Source organism: Streptomyces sp. ATLC9 (assembly GCF_057196705.1).
The window spans coordinates 1-4,261 of record NZ_JBXUOY010000371.1; the positions used below are offsets into that span (position 1 = coordinate 1).

4 protein-coding genes are annotated in these 4,261 nt (G+C 69.9%); 1 reads left to right on the plus strand and 3 read right to left on the minus strand.

What is annotated here, in order from left to right; all coding sequences use genetic code 11:
* Positions 1-370 precede the first annotated feature (370 nt).
* Positions 371-1,057: a hypothetical protein gene (locus tag AC2CJA_RS24795; protein WP_484604909.1), complete on the minus strand. Its 687-nt coding sequence runs from the start codon at positions 1,055-1,057 to the stop codon at positions 371-373.
* A 189-nt stretch (positions 1,058-1,246) separates the two neighbouring features.
* Here AC2CJA_RS24795 and AC2CJA_RS24800 point away from each other — a divergent pair, with 189 nt between their 5' ends.
* Positions 1,247-2,104, plus strand: coding sequence for a hypothetical protein (locus AC2CJA_RS24800; RefSeq protein ID WP_484604910.1), 858 nt, complete (start codon positions 1,247-1,249; stop codon positions 2,102-2,104).
* On the opposite strand, the gene AC2CJA_RS24805 is transcribed toward AC2CJA_RS24800, so the two are convergent.
* Together AC2CJA_RS24805 and AC2CJA_RS24810 are read right to left on the minus strand one after the other, a co-directional pair.
* On the minus strand, positions 2,092-2,952 hold the full coding sequence (locus tag AC2CJA_RS24805) for an aldo/keto reductase (RefSeq protein WP_484604911.1): 861 nt from the start codon (positions 2,950-2,952) through the stop codon (positions 2,092-2,094). The genes AC2CJA_RS24800 and AC2CJA_RS24805 overlap by 13 nt on opposite strands.
* Complete coding sequence (locus AC2CJA_RS24810) at positions 2,892-4,097, minus strand: JmjC domain-containing protein (RefSeq protein ID WP_484604912.1); 1,206 nt, start codon at positions 4,095-4,097, stop codon at positions 2,892-2,894. Before AC2CJA_RS24810 ends, AC2CJA_RS24805 begins: the two co-directional genes overlap by 61 nt.
* Positions 4,098-4,261 lie beyond the last annotated feature (164 nt).

The following is a 4,261-nucleotide window of genomic DNA, read 5'->3' on the forward strand; positions in this document are numbered from 1 at the left end:
GGGCGTAGAGAACTCCATGATCTTGGAAACCGTGCCTGCCTCGTTCCGAGGGCACCGCCGATACGACAGATCGTCACGAACCCGGCGTCACGCGACTACGCCGAAGCCCTGCATGGCGGGGCACACGGCCGGAGCGCCGTGGGATGGCTCGCGTGAGCGATGCGTGAGCGGAGGGGCGGCGAGGAGGTTGACCTGAGTAACTCCAGCACAGGGCGACCGGCGCTACCCGCTGGTCAGGTCAGGTCAGGTGCGGTGGCGGGTCGGCGTGGAGGTAATACTTGTCCGCTTACGGCCTACGTGCGTCGTCGATGCCAAGGGCACCGTCCAGCTGTGCTGATCACGACATATGCCGATGTGGTGCTGCTCGCACTCAGATGCTGCTCTTCTTCGCGTACGGATGGTTAGGCGGGAGTGTCTTCCCAAGCCCGTCGCTGGCCGCGTATGCCCACTCGTAGTGGGGCAGGAGCTTGTGGCCGAACTGAGAGACCTTAGTGAACCCCCCTTCGTTGAAGATCCAGTAGAAGAGGTTGCGGAGATTGTGTGGGTTGTAGTCGGCATCGGGTACCAGCTTGATTCCAGTGCCGCCCATCCCATCGAGCCAATTCTTCGCCAGAAGGTCCTTGATCAGGTCCCGGTAGGGCGCGGCGTGCTCGCTGCCAGCGACGAGCGCTGTGGTGGCTGCGGTGATCAGATCAGCCAGCTGCAGCAGGTCGATGTGGTCGGACCGGGCGGTCAGCACAGGTAGGACGATCCGGTTCAGACCGCCTACACACGAATCGCCGGGCCGGTCCTGGACCACTTCGCCCACCGCACCCCCAGCCTCCGGACCAAACAACGCCTCGCCCTCCACCTCCAACAGGCGGCCCCCGAGCACGCCGAGCGCATCCTGAACGACCCCGCCTGGGACGCCCTCGCCGCCGTGCTCGCCGACGCCGAGACCACAGGCCACAACGCCGCCACCCTCCTCGACCAGACCCTGGGCCAGCGCACCCTGAACGACGCCCGCCACCCCGCCCGCACCCTGACCTGGCGCATCCACCGCCTCGGCCAACGCCACGCCCCCAGCCCACAAGCCCAGGCAGCCAGAGCGCGCACCACCGCGCAGCGCCCCGCCGCTCCAGACCCGCAGCCGTCCCGGACACGGCACCGCTGACCACACCGAGCGGACCGCTGTGCCGCGTCTTCCCCACCGGAGACATGGGAGGCCGGTTCCTTGCTAGCATCGGACGGCCGCCAAGGAGGTTCCATGCCATCTTCCGCGCCTGCCGCCGCACAGGCCGACCTGAGAATCGAGCCGGTCGACGCTGTGCTCGGCGATGTCGAGATCTCTCTCCAGACTCGGCTGGACCGGGACACGCTGGTGCGCAAGCGGCGCTCGCTGGGTGCGCGGACGGACCGGGGCACATGGGTGCGCATCGAGCGGCGCCGGATGGAGAAGATCGGAGGCCAGGGCTGGAACGGCACCGAGTGCGCGGCCGTCCTGGAAGGAATCACGCAGCCCCGGTGGCACCGGGCGGTGGTGTGGCGCCAGCCGGACGGTGCCGCGATGTGGCGGGCGGACGAGACCGATCTGCTGCCCGGAGCGCCGATCGGCACCAGCGTCCTGGCCGCCGATCCCGGACTGCCGGACGCGTGGTGGCAGGCGCTGAACGCCTCGCTGGACGCGCTGGCCGCCCACCGCACGAGCCGTGTCGCCACTCCGGACACCGTCACGATCACCCAGCAGGGTGTCACCGAGGCGGTCCGCCGCTTCCTGCCCGATGGTATGGATACGACGGTGAGCCGGTGGAGGCCCGCGCACGCGGACCTGAACTGGGCGAACATGACCGGCCCCAAGTTCTGCCTGTTCGACTGGGAGGACTGGGGCATGGCGCCCTGGGGGCTGGATGCCGCATCGCTGTGGGGCAACTCCCTCGCCGTCCCGGTCCTGGCCGAACGCGTCCGCCACGAGCGGCGCCGCGACCTGGAGAGCCGGGACGGCAAGCTGATGACCCTGTTCGTCTGCGCGAAGATCCTGGCCCCGGACGCCCACCCCGAGGACCCCCGCCTGGAGCCGGCACGCCGGGCGGCGGCGCGGATCGCGGAGGAACTTCAGGCCCGCTGACGGCCCGTCCGCTCGCGGAGAAGCCGCCGGTACGTGCGCAGGCTGCCGACATCCGCCTCATACCGCAGGGCAGTGACCAGCTCCGCCAGGTGGGACGGGTCATCCGTGCCGACGGCGACCCTCCCCACCTGCGGCAGCCGGTAGGCGGTGCGGAACGCGGCCTGTACGGCGGAGAGACCGTCGTCAGGGTCTTGGACGAAGACCCGCGGGTCGAAGATCTTCCACAGCGGGTCTCCGGTCCCGCCTCCGAAGGGGCTCATGCCCCACAGCTGATCGAGGCCGAGGCCCCATCGTGCTGCCAGGGCATCCGATGCGTCCAGGACGTCGATCGGAACCAGGAGCCCCGCCCGGATCATGAGCACGTCGGGCCTGGGCATGGTGTCGTCCATGAGGCCGGGCAGTGGGCGGGGGTCCCATGAGGAGACGCCCCAGACCCCGCACAGCCCGTCCGCCGCGGCTTTCTCCAGGGCGGCGCACGCCGTACCCAGCGCTTCCTGACCAACGGAGGAGCGTTCGGGCAGGGAGCGTTCCGGATTGTGCAGGAACACCAGGTCGGGGACGCGTCCGAGATCACGGTTGGTCTGTTCCACCGCTGCCCGGAGCCTGCCGGGGTCGAGTGAGTGCTCGGCTCCGCCGGCGGCCGGGAAGAATCCGACCTTGGTGGAGACCGTGAAGCGGGGCAAGAGGTCGCCCCCCACCTCCGCCAGGGCGGTGTGGGCCGAGAAGCCGTGGTAGTTGAAGCCGGTGTCGATCGCCTCGACACCGAGTTCCAGCGCGCTGGTGAGGATCAGGCGCTCATGACGAGATCGGTGTAGCCCGAGGACAACTCGGGGGTCAGGCTCGCGCACAGTTCCTCCTCCACCAGGATCTTCGCCAGGGCTCCCACCTCGGCGCCCACGACCTGGGCGGCCTCGTCCAGCCGCACCGGGTGGCCGCTCAGGAGCAGGCGGAGTCCGGGCATGGCCTTGGAGGCGAAGGTGAGTTTCTTGCCCGCGGCCACCACGGTGACCGTCTCCTGCTCCTCCTGGATCAGCGGAGGGAACTCGCTGACACACACCACGGCCTCAAGCGGCCCGAAGATCTCCAGGAAGGGGACGTGCCGACCGGCGGGGGCCTCGTGTTCGCGGAGCCGGAGGAACTCCGCCGGGCCGCGTGCGTCGAGGAGCCGGGAGGCCGCGTCGGTCAGCCGCCGTTCCTGGACCTGCTGCTCCTCCGGGCTGCCCCAGCGGTCGAGGTCATGGCGGAACACCTCCTCCTGGCGGGACCAGTCGGCGAGCCAGGTCAGCCAGCTCACGGCGGTGCGCTTGGCGAACCCGAAGGTCACGTGGGTGCTGTGGCCGCCGCCCCGGCCCGCCCGGGTGGCGGCGTGCCAGTAGCCGCGGGGGATGTGCATGACGTCGCCGGCCTTCATGGTGCCGGTCCACACGATCTCCTCGCTGGGGGTGTTGTTCCGCTCGGCGTCCCGGAACATGGGCACGGGCCGTGATGTGCCGCGTACCTCCCACTGCTTCTCTCCGGCGAGCTGGACGATGAGGACGTCGTGGTCGTCCCAGTGCAGGTCGAAGCCGGAGGCGTCGTTGGTGGTCAGGTACACGTTCGCCTGGACGTGCTCCCGGGACCACCACTGCAGGGCTCGGCACGTCACTTCCATCGTGGGGTCGAAGACGTTCGCCTGGTCCAGGACCAGCGTCGCACCCTCGCGCAGCAGGCTGCCCACGCGGCGCATGCCGGCCATCGGTATCGCCTGGCCCCGGGGCGTGACCTGCCGGTCCAGGTACGCGTCGGGGTGTAGCTCCTCGCCGCCCTTGAAGAAGCGGAACTGGGGGTTGGTCAGGCTCCGGCGCATGACCATGTCGAGCAGGCGCGCGGGCGTGAGCAGTCGGGTGACGAGCTGGGGGTCGCCGATGCTTCCCCGGGCGAAGTCCTTTCCGAGCGGGGCCGGGCCGTCCCACCCCAGTGCCTCTTCGACGGCACGGACCAGACGGTGCTCCATGGGCTGTTCCCTTCCTTGCGTCAGATGGGAGGTGGAAGGTGGAGGGGGGGCGGGGGGGGGCCCCCCCCCCCCCCGCCCTCCCTCCGCGAGTGAGGCGTTGAGCAGGCGAGTTGACTTTTTGTGACCGGAGCGCCACGCTTCGGCGTGGCGATGCGGCGTTGCGT

Bases quoted from the DNA above. Each gene is read 5' to 3' on its own strand.
- AC2CJA_RS24810 (WP_484604912.1), bottom strand. From the start codon at position 4,097: ATGGAGCACCGTCTGGTCCGTGCCGTCGAAGAGGCACTGGGGTGGGAC.
- AC2CJA_RS24800 (WP_484604910.1), top strand. From the start codon at position 1,247: ATGCCATCTTCCGCGCCTGCCGCCGCACAGGCCGACCTGAGAATCGAG.